The 17,332-nt window shown below is 67.0% G+C and carries 22 protein-coding genes; 11 read left to right on the forward strand and 11 right to left on the reverse strand.

Annotated features, from left to right (window positions below):
- Window positions 1-123 precede the first annotated feature (123 nt).
- Window positions 124-1,644 (reverse strand): fumarate hydratase, encoded by a 1,521-nt coding sequence (locus ACE3N9_RS15590; RefSeq protein WP_374285215.1) that lies wholly within the window; start codon window positions 1,642-1,644, stop codon window positions 124-126.
- Between the two features lie 157 nt (window positions 1,645-1,801).
- On the opposite strand from ACE3N9_RS15590, the gene ACE3N9_RS15595 reads away from it, so the two are divergent.
- The 9 genes from ACE3N9_RS15595 to xth all read left to right on the forward strand — a co-directional run bounded on the left by ACE3N9_RS15595 (window position 1,802) and on the right by xth (window position 8,950).
- On the forward strand, window positions 1,802-2,404 hold the full coding sequence (locus ACE3N9_RS15595) for a protein-L-isoaspartate O-methyltransferase (RefSeq protein WP_374285217.1): 603 nt from the start codon (window positions 1,802-1,804) through the stop codon (window positions 2,402-2,404).
- 2 nt (window positions 2,405-2,406) lie between these two features.
- A complete protein-coding gene (locus ACE3N9_RS15600) occupies window positions 2,407-3,846 on the forward strand; it encodes a TolC family outer membrane protein (RefSeq protein WP_374285219.1) in 1,440 nt (479 codons plus the stop codon).
- 39 nt (window positions 3,847-3,885) lie between these two features.
- Complete coding sequence (locus ACE3N9_RS15605) at window positions 3,886-4,341, forward strand: DUF2497 domain-containing protein (RefSeq protein WP_374285221.1); 456 nt, start codon at window positions 3,886-3,888, stop codon at window positions 4,339-4,341.
- A gap of 40 nt (window positions 4,342-4,381) precedes the next feature.
- The gene (locus tag ACE3N9_RS15610; RefSeq protein ID WP_374285222.1) at window positions 4,382-6,484 is read left to right on the forward strand and encodes a prolyl oligopeptidase family serine peptidase; all 2,103 of its coding nucleotides are present in this window, start codon (window positions 4,382-4,384) and stop codon (window positions 6,482-6,484) included.
- Window positions 6,485-6,490: 6 nt separating this feature from the next.
- On the forward strand, window positions 6,491-6,922 hold the full coding sequence (locus ACE3N9_RS15615; RefSeq protein ID WP_374285224.1) for an acyl-CoA thioesterase: 432 nt from the start codon (window positions 6,491-6,493) through the stop codon (window positions 6,920-6,922).
- On the forward strand, window positions 6,919-7,293 hold the full coding sequence (locus ACE3N9_RS15620) for a ferredoxin (RefSeq protein ID WP_374285226.1): 375 nt from the start codon (window positions 6,919-6,921) through the stop codon (window positions 7,291-7,293). The genes ACE3N9_RS15615 and ACE3N9_RS15620 overlap by 4 nt, the downstream gene beginning before the upstream one ends.
- Window positions 7,294-7,365: 72 nt before the next feature.
- Entirely contained in the window at window positions 7,366-7,794 is a 429-nt protein-coding gene (locus ACE3N9_RS15625; RefSeq protein WP_374285227.1) for a CBS domain-containing protein, read from the forward strand.
- 41 nt (window positions 7,795-7,835) lie between these two features.
- Window positions 7,836-8,168 carry an iron-sulfur cluster insertion protein ErpA gene (gene erpA / locus ACE3N9_RS15630; RefSeq protein ID WP_374285229.1) on the forward strand — a complete coding sequence of 111 codons (333 nt, stop codon included), beginning with the start codon at window positions 7,836-7,838 and terminating at the stop codon, window positions 8,166-8,168.
- Window positions 8,168-8,950: an exodeoxyribonuclease III gene (xth, locus tag ACE3N9_RS15635; protein WP_374285231.1), complete on the forward strand. Its 783-nt coding sequence runs from the start codon at window positions 8,168-8,170 to the stop codon at window positions 8,948-8,950. The genes erpA and xth overlap by 1 nt, the downstream gene beginning before the upstream one ends.
- Before the next feature lie 48 nt (window positions 8,951-8,998).
- On the opposite strand, the gene ACE3N9_RS15640 is transcribed toward xth, so the two are convergent.
- The 10 genes from ACE3N9_RS15640 to ACE3N9_RS15685 form a co-directional block, all read right to left on the reverse strand.
- On the reverse strand, window positions 8,999-9,640 hold the full coding sequence (locus ACE3N9_RS15640; protein ID WP_374285233.1) for a cell wall hydrolase: 642 nt from the start codon (window positions 9,638-9,640) through the stop codon (window positions 8,999-9,001).
- A gap of 195 nt (window positions 9,641-9,835) precedes the next feature.
- On the reverse strand, window positions 9,836-10,189 hold the full coding sequence (locus ACE3N9_RS15645) for a DUF1491 family protein (RefSeq protein WP_374285235.1): 354 nt from the start codon (window positions 10,187-10,189) through the stop codon (window positions 9,836-9,838).
- Entirely contained in the window at window positions 10,182-10,670 is a 489-nt protein-coding gene (locus ACE3N9_RS15650; RefSeq protein WP_374285237.1) for a PaaI family thioesterase, read from the reverse strand. Before ACE3N9_RS15650 ends, ACE3N9_RS15645 begins: the two co-directional genes overlap by 8 nt.
- Window positions 10,645-11,106: a PTS sugar transporter subunit IIA gene (locus ACE3N9_RS15655; protein WP_374285239.1), complete on the reverse strand. Its 462-nt coding sequence runs from the start codon at window positions 11,104-11,106 to the stop codon at window positions 10,645-10,647. Before ACE3N9_RS15655 ends, ACE3N9_RS15650 begins: the two co-directional genes overlap by 26 nt.
- 123 nt (window positions 11,107-11,229) lie before the next feature.
- Window positions 11,230-11,796 (reverse strand): ribosome hibernation-promoting factor, HPF/YfiA family, encoded by a 567-nt coding sequence (gene hpf / locus ACE3N9_RS15660; protein ID WP_374285241.1) that lies wholly within the window; start codon window positions 11,794-11,796, stop codon window positions 11,230-11,232.
- 36 nt (window positions 11,797-11,832) lie between these two features.
- Window positions 11,833-12,516 carry a DNA polymerase III subunit epsilon gene (gene dnaQ, locus ACE3N9_RS15665; protein ID WP_374285243.1) on the reverse strand — a complete coding sequence of 228 codons (684 nt, stop codon included), beginning with the start codon at window positions 12,514-12,516 and terminating at the stop codon, window positions 11,833-11,835.
- 51 nt (window positions 12,517-12,567) lie between these two features.
- Window positions 12,568-13,179, reverse strand: coding sequence for a dephospho-CoA kinase (gene coaE, locus ACE3N9_RS15670; protein WP_374285244.1), 612 nt, complete (start codon window positions 13,177-13,179; stop codon window positions 12,568-12,570).
- Entirely contained in the window at window positions 13,176-14,030 is an 855-nt protein-coding gene (locus ACE3N9_RS15675) for a shikimate dehydrogenase (RefSeq protein ID WP_374285246.1), read from the reverse strand. Before ACE3N9_RS15675 ends, coaE begins: the two co-directional genes overlap by 4 nt.
- Window positions 14,027-14,611: a Maf family protein gene (locus ACE3N9_RS15680; RefSeq protein WP_374285248.1), complete on the reverse strand. Its 585-nt coding sequence runs from the start codon at window positions 14,609-14,611 to the stop codon at window positions 14,027-14,029. The genes ACE3N9_RS15675 and ACE3N9_RS15680 overlap by 4 nt, the downstream gene beginning before the upstream one ends.
- The gene (locus ACE3N9_RS15685) at window positions 14,611-15,453 is read right to left on the reverse strand and encodes a pyruvate, water dikinase regulatory protein (protein ID WP_374285250.1); all 843 of its coding nucleotides are present in this window, start codon (window positions 15,451-15,453) and stop codon (window positions 14,611-14,613) included. Before ACE3N9_RS15685 ends, ACE3N9_RS15680 begins: the two co-directional genes overlap by 1 nt.
- A gap of 316 nt (window positions 15,454-15,769) precedes the next feature.
- Between ACE3N9_RS15685 and hemE the strand changes: the two genes are divergently transcribed.
- Window positions 15,770-16,795 (forward strand): uroporphyrinogen decarboxylase, encoded by a 1,026-nt coding sequence (gene hemE / locus ACE3N9_RS15690; RefSeq protein ID WP_374285252.1) that lies wholly within the window; start codon window positions 15,770-15,772, stop codon window positions 16,793-16,795.
- A 62-nt stretch (window positions 16,796-16,857) separates the two neighbouring features.
- Entirely contained in the window at window positions 16,858-17,313 is a 456-nt protein-coding gene (locus ACE3N9_RS15695) for a CopD family protein (RefSeq protein WP_374285254.1), read from the forward strand.
- Window positions 17,314-17,332: the final 19 nt, after the last annotated feature.

Below are 17,332 nucleotides of genomic sequence, written 5' to 3' on the forward strand. Positions count from 1 at the left end.
CCCAACCACCCATAGGGTACCCTTAAGCGGGTGGTTGGGCCGGGGGAGCGGGCCGGCAAGGCCAAGCTGATCGCGGAGGCGATCAGCGCACCAAACTAAGGACTCAACCGAAGAGAAACTCCATCACCCCAGCAGGTGTTCCTTGGCGATCTTGTCCTTCCAAACCAGCGGGGCGAGCTGGTGGACGTTGTTGCCTTCGCTATCGACGGCCACGGTCACCGGCATGTCCTCGACCGTGAATTCGTAGATCGCTTCCATGCCGAGGTCCTCGAAGGCCACGACCTTCGCCTCGCGGATCGCGCGGGCGACGAGGTATGCCGCGCCGCCGACCGCCATCAGGTAGGCGACCTTGTGCTTGGCGATCACTTCGGTCGCGCCCTGGCCGCGTTCGGCCTTGCCGATCATGGTGAGCAGGCCGAGCTCGCACATCATGTCGGTGAAGCTGTCCATGCGGGTCGCGGTGGTCGGGCCAGCCGGGCCGACCACTTCGCCCATCACCGGATCGACCGGGCCGACATAGTAGATCGCGCGGCCCTTGAATTCGACCGGCAGGGCCTCGCCCTTGGCCATCATGTCCTTGATCCGCTTGTGCGCGGCATCGCGGCCGGTCAGCATCTTGCCGTTGAGCAGCAGCCGGTCGCCCTGCTTCCAGCCGCGCACTTCCTCGGCCGTCAGGGTGTCGAGGTTGACGCGCTTGGCCGCCTTGTCGGGGGTCCAGTGCACTTCAGGCCATTCATCCAGCTTCGGCGTTTCAAGGAAGCTCGGCCCCGAGCCGTCGAGCGTGAAGTGCGCGTGGCGGGTGGCGGCGCAGTTGGGGATCATCGCCACCGGCTTCGACGCGGCGTGGCACGGCGCGTCCATGATCTTGACGTCAAGGATGGTCGACAGGCCGCCGAGGCCCTGCGCACCGATGCCCAGCGCGTTGACCTTGTCGAAGATCTCGATCCGCATCGCCTCGATATCGGTCTGCGGCCCGCGCTGCTTCAGCTGGGCCATGTCGATCGGCTCCATCAGCGCCTGCTTGGCCAGCAGCATGCAATGTTCCGCCGTGCCGCCGATGCCGATCCCCAGCATCCCCGGCGGGCACCAGCCGGCGCCCATCTGCGGCAGCATCTCGATCACCCAGTCGACGATGTTGTCGCTGGGGTTCATCATCTTGAACTTGGACTTGTTCTCGCTCCCGCCGCCCTTGGCCGCGACGTCGACCGAAACCTTGCTGCCCGGCACCATGGTGACGTGCAGCACGCTCGGCGTGTTGTCGCGGGTGTTGCGGCGAGTGAAGGCGGGGTCCGCCAGCACCGAGGCGCGCAGCTTGTTTTCCGGGTGGTTGTAGGCGCGGCGCACCCCTTCATCGACCACTTCCTGCAGCGACCTGCCTGATTCGAGCCGGCAATCCTGGCCCCATTCGACAAACACGTTGACGATGCCGGTGTCCTGGCAGATCGGGCGGTGCCCTTCGGCGCACATCCGGCTGTTGGTCAGGATCTGGGCAATCGCGTCCTTCGCGGCAGGGCCCTGTTCCGCCTGGTAGGCTTCGCCCAGGGCGCGGATATAGTCCATGGGGTGGTAGTAGCTGATGAATTGCAGCGCATCGGCCACACTGTCGATCAGGTCCTGTTCGCGGATCGTCACCATTTCGGCCATCACAAGCTCCTTGGGGCACGTCGGGATTCGACGCCCCCATAGGCCCGCCAATTTCCCCCGTCAAAGCGCTTGGCCTTGCCAGCCGCTTCGCTTAGAAGGCAGGCGATTGCGCTGCTGTGTTATCTGTGCAATACAGCATGGCCTAAGGGTTTGAACGATGACTGTTGCCGCCGAAGCCAAGATCGACTTTTCCGCCGCGCGCCGCGCCATGATCGACAGCCAGCTGCGCGTCAGCGGCGTGAATGCCGAATGGGTGCTGGCCGCGATGGACCGCGTGCCGCGCGAAGACCATGTCCCCGCCGCCGCCCGCGCCCATGCCTATATCGACCGGGCGATCCCGCTGGACGATGGCCACGCCCTGCCCGCCCCGCTGGTCCACGGCCAGCTGCTGAGCGAAGCGGACCCCAAGGCTGCCGACAAGGCGCTGCTGGTCAGCTGCGGCAGCACCTATCTTGAAGCGCTGCTGCGCCCGCAGGTCGGCACGCTCGACGTGGTCAGCGCCGCCGCCGCGGCCGCCCAGACCAAGGGCATGGGCCAGCACAGCCTGATCGTGATCGACGGCGCGATCGAACAACTGCCCGCCGGGCTGGCGGCGGAACTGGCCGAAGGCGGCCGGATCGTCACCGGGTTGGTCGATCGCGGCGTCACCCGGCTCGCTTCGGGCCGCAAGATCGGCGGCGAAGTGGCGCTGCTGCCGCTGACCGACATCGGCATCCCGGTGCTGCCCGAATTCGCCGCGCCCAAGGGTTGGAGCTTCTGAGCATGCAGCGCACGGGTCGCATTGTCCTGCTGGCGGGGATCGCCCTGGCCGCCGCTCCGGCCCTGGCCGATGACCTGCGCGGGGCACTGACCCTGGCCTACAACACCAACCCCACGCTGGAAGCCGCCCGCGCCCAGCAGCGCGCCGTGGACACCGGGGTGCCGATCGCCAAGGCGGCGGCCCTGCCCTCGCTCAGCGGCACGGCGACTTTCACCGAATTCGCCAAGCTGGCGACGCCGAACGTGGCATCGCCCGACCGGTCGCTCGATGCCAGCGCCACGCTGGGCCTGCCGCTCTATGCCGGAGGGGGAATCAAGAATTCGATCCGTGCCGCCAAGACCCGGGTCGAAGCCGGCCGCGCCGACCTGCGCGCCGCCGAAAGCGGCGTGTTCAGCCAGACGGTCGCCGCCTACATGGATGTGCTGCTGGCCCAGCGGGTCGTGGCACTCAACCGCAACCAGGTCGACGTTCTCAAGGTCAACCTGCAGGCCACCCGCGACCGGTTCGAAATCGGCGACCTGACCCGCACTGACGTGGCCCAGTCGCAGGCGCGCCTGTCGCTGGCCCAGGGCCAGACCCGCAGCGCCGAAGCCAATCTGATCGGCGCGCGCGAACGCTATATCCAGGTGGTCGGCAAGGAGCCGGTCGACCTTGAAACGCCCCCCGCCCTGCCCGGCCTGCCCGGTTCGGCCGAGGAAGCGATGCAGACCGCGCTCGATAACAATCCCGACCTTTTGGCCGCGCGCCAGCGCAGCAAGGCTGCCGGGTTTGACAGCAATGCCGCCGCTGCGGGCCGCCTGCCCAAGGTCAGCGTGTTCACCAGCGGCAGCTACACCGATTACATGGGCACCAATGGCGGCCCGGCATCGAATGTGACCAAGCAGGGCTTCACCTCGGCCACGGCCGGGGTGCGCGCCACGATCCCGCTGTTCCAGGGCGGCCTGCCCGCCGCGCAGAAGCGCCAGGCCGAAGCGCGCGAAAGCGCGGTGCTGGAACAGGAAATCGGGATCGAACGCCAGGTCATCGCCGGGGTCCGCGCCGCCTATGCGAGCTGGCGCGCGACCAGCGAGATCATCACCACCACCCAGGCCGCGGTCGATGCCGCCACCCTCAGCCTTGAAGGCGTGCGCGCGGAAAACACCGTGGGCAACCGCACGATTCTCGACATCCTGAACGCCGAACAGGAACTGCTGGGCGCGCAGGTCCAGCTCGAAACGGCGCGGCGCAACGCCTATGTCGCGGGCTTCAACCTGCTGGCGGCGATGGGCAAGGCCGAAGCGCGCGATCTGGGGCTGGACGGCGGCGCGCTGTACGATCCGGTGGTCAATTATGACCGCGTGGCCGGCAATGTGTTCGACTGGGCCAACGATCCCGCCCCCAAGCCGCAGTCCACCCGCACCGTTGACACCAAGCCGCAGGACGGTTCAGTACCGGGCAAGTGATTCTGTCCCGGATCGGGACTGCTTGGGGGTATGTGGGCGATGCGCCAGGTGGGTGAACCGTCGGTCGAGGAAATCCTTGAATCGATCAAGCAGGTGATCGCGCGCGACAATCGCAGCGATGCCGCCGAAGTTCGCCGGGAGCGCGAAAAGCGCGGCGTCGCCGCGCCCGCCGCCGTCCAGACTGACGACGAGGTGCTGGAACTGGGCGCCGAAGCCGTGCTGATCGATGAAGCCGCAGCCGAGGCCGAAGCGGAAAGCCCGCTGCTGACCCAGGACGCCGCCAGCTCGATGCGCGAATCACTCGCCGCGCTGGCCATGCTGGCCGAACCTTCCGCCCGCCCGCAGATCGTCCGTTCGGGCGAAACCTCGCTCGAAGGGCTGGCGCGCGACCTGCTGCGCCCCGCGCTGGCCGAATGGCTGGACAAGAACCTGCCGCCACTGGTCGAACGCATGGTCGCAGCCGAAATCGCGCGGATCGTCGGCAAGAAGGGCTGAAGCCTTTCCACCCCCGCCGCTTGGCGCTAGTCCTTGCAGCATGAAGCACCTGTCCGTCGCGCTTGGCGCGCTCGCCTTCACTCTGGTTGCCAGCCCGGCACTGGCCCAATCCACCCGTATCATGTCGATCGAGGACCTGCTGACGCTGAAGCGCGTTGCCGCCCCGGTCGCCTCGCCCGATGGCAAATGGGTGGTCTGGCAGCAGACCGATACCGATCCCGCGAGCTACAAGCGCAGTCCCGGCCTGTGGCGCGTGGCCGCCAAGGGCGGCATGGCCGAGCGGATTGCCGACCTGCCCGATGCGGGCGAAACCAGCCCAGCGTTCAGCCCCGATGGCAAGCGGCTCTACTTCATCTCGGGCAAGTCGGGTTCGGACCAGCTGTGGCTGCTCGACCTGACCGTGCCCGGCGCCGCGCCGGTGCAGGCCAGCGCCTTCAAGGCCGATGTAGCGGGCTTCCAGCTGTCGCCCGATGGCAAGCGGGTGCTGGTCTGGGGCGATGTCGCGCGCGATTGCCCGACCCTGGGCTGCGACGCCAGCGGCGATGCCAGCCAGCCCGGCCCCGGCAGCGGCCGCCATTACAAGGACGGCGCGGGCTTTGTCCGCCACTGGGACGCCTGGGAAACGCCGGGCAATTACAGCCGCGGCTTTGCCCTGGCGCTGGACGGCGCGGGCAAGGTGGCTGGCGATGCCGTGGCGCTCGACGGCCCGGTCGGCACTCTGACCGGCGACATCCCGACCAAGCCGTTCGGCGGGGCCGAGGAACTGGCCTGGGCGGCCGATTCGCAAAGCGTGTTCTTCGTCGCCCGCCAGGCCGATCGGAACGAGCCGCTCTCCACCGATACCAACGTCTGGCATTCGCTGCTGGACGGCAAGGCGCCGCACAGCCCGACGCTGGCCAACAAGGGCGCCGATACCCTGCCCACCCCTTCACCCGACGGGCAGTGGCTCGCCTGGGTCGCCATGGCCCGCCCGGGCTATGAGGCAGACCGCCAGGTCGTCCAGCTGCTCAACCTCAAGACGCATGAACGCCGCGCCCTAACCGCAGCCTGGGACCGCTCGGTCGCCTCGCTCGCCTGGACGCCGGATTCGAAGGCGCTGCTCGCCACGGCGGAGGACGTGCTGGATACCCCGCTGTTCCGCATCGACGTGGCCAGTGGCAAGGTTGCGCGGCAGGTGCTCGCCGCCAAGGGTCAGAGCGAAGGCCACGTGGCCAATGTCAGCGTGCTGAAAGACGGCCGCGTGCTCTACACCCGCGACGGGGTGGCCGGCCCGGCCGAAGTGTTCATCGCCGCAAAGGGCAAGAGCGGCCAGCAGCTCAGCCAGGCCAACACCGCGCAGCTGGCGGCAATCGCCCCGGTCACCACCAGCCGGTTCAGCTTTGCCGGGGCACAGGGCGACACCGTGTGGGGCCAGATCCACAAGCCCGCGGGTGCAAGCGGCAAGCTGCCGGTGCTGCTGTTCGTTCACGGCGGGCCGCAGGGCAGCTTCAACGATGCCTGGTCATTCCGCTGGAATCCGAAGATCTTCGCCAGCCAGGGCTATGCCGTGGTCTCGGTCGATTTCCACGGCAGCACGGGTTACGGCCAGGCCTTCACCGATGCGATCAACCGCGACTGGGGCGGCAAGCCGCTGGAAGACCTGCAAAAGGGCCTGACCGCCGCACTGGCCCGCGACACCCAACTGGACGGCGCCAACGCCTGCGCGCTCGGCGCCTCCTATGGCGGCTACATGATGAACTGGATCGCGGGGAAATGGCCCGACCGGTTCAAGTGCCTGGTCCAGCACGACGGCGTGTTCGATGCCCGCGCCATGGCCTATGAAACCGAGGAGCTGTGGTTCGACGAGTGGGAACACGGCGGCAAGCCCTATCACGAGGCGCCGCCCGAATATGAAAAGTGGAACCCGGTGAACCACGTCGACAAGTGGCAGACCCCGATGCTGGTGATCACCGGCGAAAAGGACTTCCGCATTCCCTATACCCAGGGCCTGGCCGCCTTCACCGCCTTGCAGCGCAAGGGCGTGCCGAGCGAGCTGCTGGTCTTCCCGGACGAGAATCACTGGGTGCTCAAGCCGAAGAATTCCAAGCAATGGCACCAGACCGTGCTGGGCTGGCTGGACCGCTGGCTGAAGCAGGCTAAGTAACCCGCCATGGCCAGACCCGATCCCGCGCTGCTCGATCCCGCGCGCTACCCTTTCCGTCACGAGATCTCGACCCGCTTTGCGGACATGGATCCCAACAACCACCTCAACAACGTCGCGCTGGCGGCGATGTTCGAGGACGGGCGCGTGCGCTTCAACCAGGGCAGCGGGTTCAAGCGCGGGATGGACGGCCACCGCGCGATGGTTGCCAGCACGGAAATCGCTTATCTGGCCGAAGGGCACTTTCCCCTGCCGATCACCGTGCACTGCGCGGTCGAAGCGCTGGGCCGCAGCAGCTGGACCGTGGTCCAGGTGCTGGTCCAGGAAGGCAAGCTGATCGCCTTTGCCCGCTCGACCCTGGTCTGCATCCGCGACGATCGTCCCGCCCCGCTGCCGGACCTTTTCCGCGGCGCGCTGGAACAATGGGTCCTGCGGCCATGACCGCCGATCCGGCAACGCTGGCCCGCGCCTGCGCGGCGCTGGAAACCTGCGGGGGTGACGGCATCCGCCGCCACATCTTCCTCTGCGCCGAACCGCAGAAGGGCGAATGCTGCTCGGCCGCGATCGGTGCGCCGGCGTGGAAGTTCCTCAAGAAGCGGCTCAAGGAACTGAAGCTGGACCGCGACGGCGGGATCGCCCGGACCAAGGCCGATTGCCTCAAGATCTGCGCCGCCGGGCCGGTTGCGGTCGTTTACCCGGAAGGGGTCTGGTATCATTCCTGCACCGAACCCGTGCTGGAACGGATCATCCAGGAACACCTGGTCGGCGGCGTGCCGGTAGAGGAATACCGCCTGCGGCCCGAATCGGGCTGAGCGCAGCGCGGACTCGCCAAGCTGGGCGAATCGTGACATCCTCCCCTCCCATAAAGATACGGGAGAGCGGTGATGACGATTGCGCGCCTGATCGAAGGACGTTCCCAGGAACTTGTCAGCTGCGACGCCGGGATGAGCGTGCGGGAAGCCGTGGCCTTGCTGGCCGAGCGGCGGATCGGCGCCCTGCCGGTGTTCCGGGGCAGCGAGATTGCCGGCATCTTCTCCGAACGCGATGTGGTCTACCAGCTGGCGGCGCACGGCCCCGCCATGCTCGACAAGACGGTGGGCGAAGTGATGACCGCCCCGGCGATCACGGTCGATCCCGGCACCGAAGTGATGGACGCGCTGGCCCTGATGACCCGCCGCCGCATTCGCCACCTGCCGGTGGTGCAAGGGGGCGCGGTGCGCGGTTTCGCCTCGATCGGCGACCTGGTCAAATACCGCATCGACCGGATCGAAAGCGAAGCCGAAGCGATGCGCAGCTATATCCAGAGCGCCTGACTTCCTTGCCGTTGGCGCGCCCAGCGCCTACATCACGGCGCATGGACGCTCAAACCATGACTCTCAGCCCCGCCGCTGCCGCGCGAGTCGCCGCGATTGCCGCGAAGCAGGGCAAGCCCGCCATGCTGCGCCTGTCGGTCGAAGGCGGCGGTTGTTCCGGTTTCCAGTACAAGTTCGGCCTGGCCGACGCGGCCGAGGCCGATGATCTGGCCGTCGAGACCGATGGGGTGACGCTGGTGGTCGATCCGGTCAGCCTTGATCTGGTGGCCGGCAGCGTGGTCGATTACGTCGAATCGCTGGGCGGCGCGGCGTTCAAGGTGGAAAATCCCCAGGCGGCCTCGGGCTGCGGCTGCGGTTCCAGCTTCGCCATCTGATGCGGGTTGCCTCGTTCAACATCAACGGGATCAAGGCGCGCCTGCCGCGCCTGCTCGAATGGCTTGAGGAAACGCGGCCGGCCGTGGCCTGCCTCCAGGAAATCAAGACCCAGGACGAAGGCTTCCCCGCCGCCGAGTTCGAGAAGCTGGGCTATCACGCCGTCTGGCACGGCCAGAAAGGCTTCAACGGCGTCGCCATCCTGGCCGATGGCGCCACGCCACTCGAAGTGCAGCGCGGCCTGCCCGGCGATCCGGACGACGAACAGTCGCGCTATCTGGAAGTGGACGTGTTCGGGCTGCGGGTGGTCAACATTTACCTGCCCAACGGCAATCCCCGGCCCGGGCCGAAGTTCGATTACAAGCTGGCCTGGATGGAACGGCTGCACGCCCGCATGGCCGCGATCCTGGCCGAGGAAGTGCCCGCAATCGTCACCGGCGATTTCAACGTCATCCCGCATGACCGCGACATCTGGTCGCCCGGCGCCATGGCCGACGACGCGCTGATGCAGCCCGAATCGCGCGATGCCTACATGCGGCTGCTGCACCAGGGCTGGACCGACGCGATTGCCACGCACAACCCGACGGGCGGGGTGTGGACCTATTGGGATTATCAGGCCGGCGCCTGGCAGCGCGACCACGGCTTTCGCATCGACCATGCGCTGCTCAGCCCGGAACTGGCCGACCGGCTGGAAGCCTGCGGCGTCGACAAGGACCACCGCGGCCGTGAAAAGGCCAGCGATCACGCCCCGATCTGGGTGCAGCTGAAACAGGCTGCCAGATAAGGCCCCGGGATAAGGAAAGGGCCGGAAAATCCGGCCCTTGATCCCATTTTACCGATAGAACACGTGGTTTTCGACCCGGCCCAGGCGCTTCATGCGCCAGCCCGGGGAAACGTGCGTGGCGTGGAAATAGAGCGCGCCTTCGACCGGGCTGCGCCAGGTGCCTTCATGGGCGATCTGGGCCAGGGCCACGGCGTTCTTCCACTGCGGCGACTTCTTCTGGATCACCGGGAAGCTGCCGCCGCGCACGAACGAGAACTGCGCGGGCTGGAACACCACGCCGCAGTACGAATCGGGGAAGCGCCCCGACTTCGAACGCGCCACGATCACGCGGCCGACAGCCAGCTGTCCGGCGAGCGGTTCGCTCTTCGCTTCGAAATAGATTGCACCAGCCAGGCAGTTCAGCTCACGCGGGAGCTCGGCCAGCTGGGGCTGGGCGGATACCAGCGCGGCCAGGGTGGCGGCAGGCAGGGTATCGGCATCGGCCTGGTCATGCGGGCCAGCCTTCGCGGCGTCTTCGCCGGGCTGCGCCTCTGCCACAGGCATCGGAATGGTGATGAGGGAGGGTTCCTGCTTGATTTCCACGGGAGTCATGCTCTCCGCGGCGGCGCCGGAACCGCTGGCGCCAATCAGTACCGTAATCATGGTTGCGGCAACGGCGATCGCCGAAGCCCGGTTAAGCTGCTTACTCATTTAGAATTCAAACTGTGCGGTGGACGCGCCCGGCGCAGGATCGGTTGGAGTTTACCGGCCGGTTGGCCGCCTATGCCCCAAGCCGGAAATCCTGCCGGCTGCCCCCCGTCTGCGTGCCGGCTCCGGAAACCTGAATGCCCCGAAAGCTGCCTGCGCAACGAAAGTGGGGCCCCTTCATGCCGCAGCGCAGCAGAGTCAACCCGCCGAACCTGTCAATCCGATGAACCGTTCACCATCCGCGATGTCCAGTTCCACTATCCACAAGTCCGGATCACTGGCCGCGCGGCGGTCCAGCCAGTCGGACAATTCCCGCTTGTCGTCCGGATTTTCGGTCCGGGAACAGGTCCAGACGCGGTGTCCCTGGGCATCGGGCATCCGCTCGTAAACCCTTGCGTTTAGGCCTCTTTCGGTCAGCACCAGCATGACGGTTCCGGCATCTGCCTCACCCTTGTGGAGCACGCTGGCAAAGCCCCCTTCGGCCGCCACCCGGCGGATCAACGCGCCGACTTCAAGGTGGGCGGGTAGGCGCGGTTCCAAGCGGTCAGCCAAGCTGGGCCGGGGAATAACCCGGCAGCGAGGACAGCGCGATACGGCTGCGCTGGAAAGTCCCGGTGCCGCGGCCGATCTCCTCGCCGTCGGCGTCGATCAGGCGCGATTCGGCCACCAGCACGCGGCGATGGCCCGAAATCCAGCGGCCTTCCGCCGTCACCCGGCCGGACTTGACCGGGCGGGAGAAGTGCAGGTTGAACGAAGTGGTCAGCAGGAAACGGTCGGACACCAGGGTGTTGGCGGCATAGAAGGCCGCATCGTCCAGCATCTTGAAATAGATCGTGCCGTGGGCCGCCCCGGCGGCATGGTAGAACCGGGGATCGATCGTGAAGGTGATCCGCGCCCGGCCTTCGCCCGGCACTTCCAGCACGGAATCGAACAGGGCATTGATCGGTGCCGAAGCGTAGAGCGCCTCAAGCGCCCGCCAGTGCAGCTGCGCCCCCACCGGGGCCGGATCAGGCAGCGTCGCGGTCGATGACATTGGCGAGCAGCGCGTAGATCGCTTCGGCCCCCGGGGCTTCGCCCAGCGCGGCGTGCATCTGCTCGTCCCGCATCATCCGGCTGATCGCAGCCAGCGCGTGGAGGTGCGCGGCGCCCGCGCCTTCGGGCGAAAGCAGGCCGAACACCATGTCCACCGGCATGCCATCGGCGGCATCGAACGAGACCGGCGAAGCCAGCCGGAAGAAGGCCGCAACCGGGCGGGCCAGCTCGGGAATGCGGGCATGGGGAATCGCCACGCCGCGACCGAACCCGGTCGAGCCAAGCTTTTCGCGCTCCTCGATCCGTTCGAGCACCAGCACGGGATCGAGCCCGTAGACCTGGGCAAAACGATTCGCGAGCTGTTCGAGGATGGCTTGCTTGCTGTCGGCATCAATCGTGCCGACGGCTTCAGGCAACAGGTTGAATAGTGCGGTCATAGGCGGGCACGATGTTCCGAAAATTGCTAGGCGGGGCAGGACAGGGGCCCGGGGCCACGAAAACCATCGCAGCGGAAAGCCCCCGCCCTCACCCGGAATTTGTGCGCGCCTTTACCTCTGGCGCTAGGAAGGTTCAACCCAGCCGATGGAACCGTCTCCGCGGCGGTAGACCATATTGTGCTTGCCGGTGCCAGCGTTTTTGAACAGCAGCGCGTTGGTGTTGCGCAGATCCAGCATCATCACCGCGTCCGAAACGGTCGCCTCGGGCACGTCGACCCGGGTTTCGGCGATCACCACCGGGGCATCGACAGTGACTTCCTCGGCTTCCTCGTCGGGTTCGACGAACACGGTATAGGCGGCTTCCTCGGCCTTCAGGGCATGGGCGACCTGTTCGTGGCGATCCTTGATCCGGCGCTTGTAGCGGCGCAGCTGCTTGTCGATCTTTTCCGCCGCCTGGTCGAGCGCGACGTGCGCATCATGGGCGATCCCCGCGCCTTTCAGGATCAGGCCCTGCATCACGTGGGTCACGATATCGCAGCGAAAGGCACCCGCCGGAGCGCGATTGAACGTCACCTGGCTGGAAATGGCGCCGGTGAAGTACTTGTCGGCGATCGCGGCAAGACGGTCACGGGCGTGCGCCTGCAGCGCTTCACCGGTTTCGATCTGGTGGCCGGAAACGCGAATATCCATGCGATACCTTCTCCTGTCGTTATCGTGCGAGCCGGCTCATTCGTTCCACAGGGGCGATTTCACCGTCTCGAGAAAGGCGGCATGTGCCGCCAGTTCCGCCTCGCTCGGGCCATGCGGCCGGGCGGGACGGAAAGTGCGCTCGCGCACCGGGCGTTCGACCGGAGCGGCGAGAACCTGGTTGGTGTCGGCGGCCAGCGACAGGCCGATCTGGCGCCCGCCGGTCAGCTCGACATAGACCTGGGCAAGCAGTTCGGCGTCGAGCAGCGCGCCGTGCTTGGTGCGGTGGCTGCGATCGATGCCATAGCGGGTGCACAGCGCGTCGAGCGACAGCTTGGCCCCGGGATGGCGCACCTTGGCCAGCGCCACGGTATCGATCATCCGCGTCTTGCTGACCGGGTCCAGCCCGCAGGCTTCCAGTTCCATGTTGATGAAGCCGAAATCGAACCCGGCATTGTGCGCCACCAGGTTGGAATCGCCGATGAATTCAAGGAATTCGGCGGCCTTTTCATGGAAGCGCGGCTTGTCGGCCAGGAAGGCGGCGGACAGGCCGTGGACCGCTTCGGCGGCGGCGGGCATATCGCGATCGGGGTTGAAATAGCAGTGATAGGTCTGCCCGGTGGGCACCCGGTTGACCATTTCGACGCAGCCGATTTCGACCAGCCGGTCACCACTGCGCGGATCGAGGCCGGTGGTTTCCGTATCGAAGATGATCTCACGCATTACAGGGCAAACATGGGCCTGTCCGGGGCGGCTGGCAAGGGGGGCCGGCCCTTAATTTCCGGGCAGGGTTCCGGTAATCGCATGGATCAGGCGCTGCACCGCATGGCGCGTTTCGGCGAGCGAAACGCCGGTGTCGATCACGTAATCGGCGCGGGCGCGCTTTTCCGCATCGGGGACCTGCAGCTTCAGGATCTGCTCGAACTTTTCCGGGGTCATGCCCGGCCGGGCGAGCACGCGTTCGCGTTGCATTTCGGCCGGGGCCGAGACGACCGCCACCGCATCCAGCCCGTGCTGCCCGGTCTTTTCATAGAGCAGCGGAATGTCGAACACGATCAGCGGCGCAGCGGCATTGTCGGCCAGGAAAGTGCGGCGCATTTCGGCCACTTCGGGATGGACGATCGATTCGAGCAGGCGCAGCGCTTCGGCATTGCCGAACACGGCCGCGCCCAGCTTCTGCCGGTCCACCCCCTGCGGCCCGGTGGTGCCGGGAAAGGCGCGCTCGATCGGTTCGATGCAGGCCCCGTCCGGGCCCTGCAATTCGTGGACCGCGGCATCGGCATCGAACACCGGCACGCCCAGCCCGCGCAGCATCGCGGCAACCGCGCTCTTGCCCATGCCGATCGAGCCGGTCAGGCCAAGGATGAAGGGTTTGCCCGCGCTCATTGCATCAGCAGCCCGCGCAGTTCGGCATCGCCATCCTTGGGCGGCTGGGCGCCATAGAACCGGCGGAACGCCTCGCGCGCCTGGCCGACCAGCATTTCCAGCCCGTCGTGGGTGCGCAGGCCCCGCGCGGCAGCGGCGCGCAGCAGCGGCGTATCGTGCGGGTGGGTGATGATGTCATAGACGATGGCATCGCCGCGCAGGCTGTCGACCCGCAAGGGCAGCGGCGGAAAGCCTTCCATGCCGAGCGAACTGGCATTCGCGACAAGCGCGCTGGCATCGGCGGCGGCTTGCGCCTGGTCCCAGCCGAGCGCTTCGACCCGGCACGGTGCCAGCGTATCGGCCAGGTCACCCAGCAACCGGGCGGTGCCTTCGGCCGTGCGGTTGACCACGGCGATGTCGCGCGCGCCCAGGCTGACCAGCCCGGCGATCACCGCCGCCGCCGCGCCGCCCGCGCCCAGCACGGTGACCCGTTCGCCCGCCAGATTCAGCCCGGCCAGCGGTTCGACGAAGCCGGGCAGGTCGGTATTCTCGCCGGTCAGGGTACCGTCATCCTCGACGATCACGGTGTTGACCGCGCCCAGCGCCCGCGCCGCCGGGGTGTGGTGATCGACCAGGTCATAGCAGGCGCGCTTGTGCGGCATGGTGGCCTGGACCCCGGTAAAGCCCAGCGCGACCATCCCGCGAAAGGCGCGCGCCACTTCGCCCGGGCGCACCGGCAGGCGGACATAGTGCCCGTCGATCCCCAGCCGCTTGAGCCAGAATTCGTGGATCTTCTGCGATTTCGATTGCGCCACCGGCCAGCCGATCAGCCCGGCAAGCAAGGGGAAGGGGCGGTCGGTCCGTCCGGTCATGCCGCCATTTCCCCGAATTCGCGCAGCGCGCCCAGCACCGCCAGCAAGGGCATGCCCAACACGGTAAAGTGGCTTCCCTCGATCTTCTCGAACAATTGCACCCCCAGCGCCTCGATCCTGAACACCCCGACACAGCCCGCCACCGCCGGCCATTCGCGGGCGAGGTAGCCGTCAATGAACTCGGGGGAAAGGGGGCGCACCTGCAGCCGCGCCGCTTCGCCGTGGCGCCACACCACTTCGCCATCGCGGGCCAGCGCGGCGGCGCTGTGCAGTTCCATTGCCTGGCCGGAAAAGAACCGCAGGTGGGCGGCGGCATCATCCCGGCTGGCGGGCTTGTCGAACCGGCGGCTGCCGACCTGGACCAGGCTGTCACTGCCCAGCACCAGCGCGCCGGGGCGCTGCTGCGACACGGCCAGGGCCTTCGCCTCGGCCAGGGCCAGGGCAACCTCGGCCGGCGCGGCGCCGGTCAGCCCAGCCTCGATCCCGCGTTCATCGACATGCGCCGGGGCACATTCGAACGCCACCCCGGCGGCGTCCAGCATGGCGCGGCGCGACTGGCTTTGCGAGGCAAGCACCAGCATCACAGCGTCCCTTCGTCCTGGTCGCCGCGCGACTGGCCGCGCGACTGGTTGTAAAGGTTGATCACCGCCGCGGCGGTTTCCTCGATCGAGCGGCGGGTGACGTCGATCACCGGCCAGTCATTGTCAGCGTACATCCGCCGGGCATAGGCCAGCTCGCGCCCGACGCGCTCCTGATCGACATAGGCGGTCTCGGGCGCCTGGTTGAGCGACAGCAGCCGGTTGCGCCGCACCTGGATCAACCGGTCGGGCGCGGTGGTCAGCCCCACCACCAGCGGGTGGCGCAGCCCGAACAGCGCCGGGGGCGGGGGGCTTTCCACCACGATCGGGATATTGGCGACCTTGTAGCCGCGATTGGCCAGATAAATGCTGGTTGGCGTCTTCGAGGTGCGCGACACGCCTGCCAGGACGATGTCGGCTTCCTCCCAATCCTCCCAGGCGACGCCGTCATCATGCGCGATGGTATAGTGGATCGCATCCACGCGCGCGAAATAGGCCTCGTTCATCACGTGCTGGCGGCCGGGGCGGGCGCGGGGGTGCTGGCCCAGCGCCGATTCCAGCGCTTCGACCGCGCGGTCGAGCACGGCGACCACCGGCAGGCCCAAACCGGTGCAGCGCTCGACCAGCTTTTCGCGCAGTTCGGCGCTGGCCATGGTATAGAACACCAGGCCGGGCTTGGCCGCGACATCGCCCATGATCCGGTCAAGGTGCTGCTGCGAACGGACCATCGGCCAGAAATGGCGGATCACGTCGGCCCCTTCGAACTGCGCCAGCGCCGCCTTGGCGATGGCTTCCAGCGTTTCGCCGGTGGAATCGGACAGCAGGTGGAGGTTGAGCCGGGGCATGGGGGATCCCTGTGGATAGATGCCTGTATAAACCACGGGAGAACCATGCGGACAAGTTCGGGGAGGGGATTCCTGCCCCCTGTCCGCCTTCCAGCGGGGCACTTGTGGACATGTGGACGGGCTTTCCCACAGGCTGGGGATAGGCGGGATAAGTCCAGCTTGACCATGGCGGCTCACAGAGTCGCATCTGCGAGTGCCCCCTGTTCAGCGCGGGACAAATCGGGCAAGGGCCGCTTGTTCGCGCTTTCCACAGGCCAACAACTATCAACATCCTTATATCAAGAATCTAATTTGTTTTAGGATTGGACCCGTTTCGATGCCCGGATTGCTCCTTCGTACCCTGCGCGGCGAGAACGCACCCGAGCGGCCGGTATGGCTGATGCGCCAGGCCGGGCGCTATCTGCCCGAATACCGCGCGCTCAGGGCCAGCAAGGGCGGATTCCTGCCGCTGGTCTATGACAGCGAGGCCGCCGCCGAGATCACCCTGCAGCCGATCCGCCGCTTCGGCTTTGACGGGGCGATCCTGTTTTCCGACATCCTGATCGTGCCTTACGCGATGGGCCAGGATCTTGAATTCCTGGCGGGCGAGGGGCCGCACCTCTCGCCCCGGCTGGTCGATACCGCGCTGTCCAGCCTGACCGCCGTGCCGCACCGGCTCAGCCCGATCTACGATACCGTCCGGCTGGTCCGCGCCGCGCTGCCGGCGGACAAGACCATGCTCGGCTTTGCCGGCAGCCCGTGGACCGTCGCAACTTACATGGTCGCGGGCGAGGGCAGCCGCGACCAGCACGAAACCCGCGCGATGGCCTACCGCGATCCGGGCGCGTTCCAGGCGATCATCGACGCCATCGTCGCGGTGACGGTCGAATACCTCGCCGGGCAGATCCAGGCCGGGGCCGAAGCGGTGCAGCTGTTCGACAGCTGGGCCGGCAGCCTGGCTCCGGCGGAATACGAACGCTGGGTGATTGCCCCCAATGCCGCGATCGTCAGCCAGATCCGCGCCCGCTTTCCCGAAGTGCCGCTGATCGGCTTTCCCAAGGGCTCTGGCGAAAAACTGCCCGCCTATGCCCGCGAGACCAGGGTTGACGCCGTTGGCATCGACGAGACGATCGACCCGCTGTGGGCGGCGCGCAAATTGCCCGCCGGCCTGCCGGTGCAGGGCAATCTCGATCCGCTGCTGCTGCTGGCGGGCGGAGCCGAACTGGAACGCCAGGCGCTGCGCATCCTCGATGCCTTTGCCGATCGCCCGCACGTGTTCAACCTGGGCCACGGGATCGGCCAGACCACCCCGCTCGACAACGTCGGCGCATTGCTGGCGCTGGTCAGGGGCTGGCGAAAATAGATCATGCTCCCCAGATTTGCACATGACCCCCGGGCTTGCGGGCATGCGCAAAAGGGCTAGGTATGATCGATCTCGTCAATTGGGTGCTTGGTGTGACCTATCTCTGGCTCAAGGCCGGCCATGTCATTTTCGTGATCTTCTGGATGGCGGGGCTGTTCATGCTGCCGCGCGTCTTCGTCTATCACCAGGAAAGCGCGCCGGAATCGCCCGATAACGCGCTGTGGATCGCGCGCGAACAACGCCTGCTCAAGATCATCATGTGGCCGTCGATGGCGGTCAGCTGGGTGCTGGGGCTGCTGATCGCCTGGCAGATGGGCTATTTCGGGCAAAGCTGGTTCCACGTGAAGCTGTCGGCCGTGCTGGCGCTGTCGGCCTACCAGTTCTGGCTGGCGGGCTATGCCCAGGCCCTGGCGCGCGGCGAGCGGCGCTGGAGCGGCAAGATGCTGCGGATCGTCAACGAAGTGCCGGGGCTGGCCGCCGCGGTGATCGTGATCATGGTGATCGTCCGCCCGTTCTGAGCCTTGCGCAGCGCCATGT

This window comes from Novosphingobium sp., from assembly GCF_041905565.1.
In the GTDB taxonomy this organism is placed as follows: domain Bacteria; phylum Pseudomonadota; class Alphaproteobacteria; order Sphingomonadales; family Sphingomonadaceae; genus Novosphingobium.